At 39.9% G+C, this 968-nt stretch carries 3 protein-coding genes; all 3 read left to right on the top strand.

Annotated elements, in window-relative coordinates; all coding sequences use genetic code 11:
- Positions 1-185: DUF2922 domain-containing protein (locus ACP5SP_RS07970; RefSeq protein WP_428076543.1), on the top strand; the 185-nt coding region annotated here is incomplete at its 5' end.
- Between the two features lie 75 nt (positions 186-260).
- Positions 261-527, top strand: a complete 267-nt coding sequence (locus ACP5SP_RS07965; RefSeq protein ID WP_428076541.1) for a hypothetical protein — start codon at positions 261-263, stop codon at positions 525-527.
- Positions 528-775: 248 nt separating this feature from the next.
- On the top strand, positions 776-968 hold a 193-nt coding region (locus ACP5SP_RS07960), incomplete at its 3' end, for a hypothetical protein (protein ID WP_428076539.1).

Below are 968 nucleotides of genomic sequence, written 5' to 3'. Positions count from 1 at the left end.
CTGAAAACGGTAAGACTGCTTCAATGGAGTTTAACAACCCAAAGGCAACTGTAACACAGGCAGAAGTACAGGCTCTTATGAACCTGATCATAACAAAGAATGTTGTGAACACCAAGAACGGTGCTCTCACAACGATTCTTGATGGCGGTATCGTAACAAGAAGCTTCACTGATTTAGTTCCATAGATTCCTCCCTGAAATGCGGGGGACTTTGTTCTCCCGCTAAGTTTTAATACACAAAATTAAAAGAGGTGATTTAAAATGAATATTGAGCCACAATGGCTTGCAGGACTTATCGGAGTGATTGCTCCTTTAATTATACGCTTTATTACAGGTGCAAAGCTTTCAAGGAGATGGAAGAGTTTCATTGCAATACTTGTATCAACTGTTATAGGATTTGCTTCGGCGTTTCTTTCCGGACAGTTTGACACTGTAACGATATTACAATCGATTGCAGTTGCTTTCTCTATCTCCCAGATAGTTTATGACCAGGTATTCAAGGATTTGTTCAATAATCCACGGGAATAATGTGGATTACAGAAGATTAAAATAAATGATATATTAAGAGCAGTTGCAGATGTAGGATTTCCAATTGTTTACTCCCTTGTAACCTGCACTCTTTTTCAGCAGGTTATTACTGTTTATCCTGAAACAAGTTCAGGACAAGTTCTTCTTATGGTATTCGGCAAAAAACTTGACAGACTCACTGATGCCGTTGAGAAACTCTCTCGCTACGTGGAAGGATTGAATAAGCAATTTCCCCCTGGCTTATGAAAATGAGAAACATAAATCCGATGAAAAAGAGCTCGGATTACAGAGGATTAAAATACATCATACTCCACCACTCTGCAACGGACTATCAGGCAAACAAAGAGGACATTACAGGCGAGATAATCGCAAAGTCAATCTGCAAGAGCCAATCCGAGAGGTGGCACGATGAATATCCCAACTACAAATGCGACTATCACC

The organism is Caldisericum sp. (assembly GCF_049967455.1).
Classification (GTDB): Bacteria; Caldisericota; Caldisericia; order Caldisericales; family Caldisericaceae; genus Caldisericum; species Caldisericum exile_A.
The sequence above is the reverse complement of the archived record's forward strand: the minus strand, read 5'-3'. Positions and strand labels throughout refer to the sequence as shown.

Coding starts and splice junctions, on each gene's coding strand:
- ACP5SP_RS07965 (WP_428076541.1), top strand. CDS start 261: ATGAATATTGAGCCACAATGGCTTGCAGGACTTATCGGAGTGATTGCT.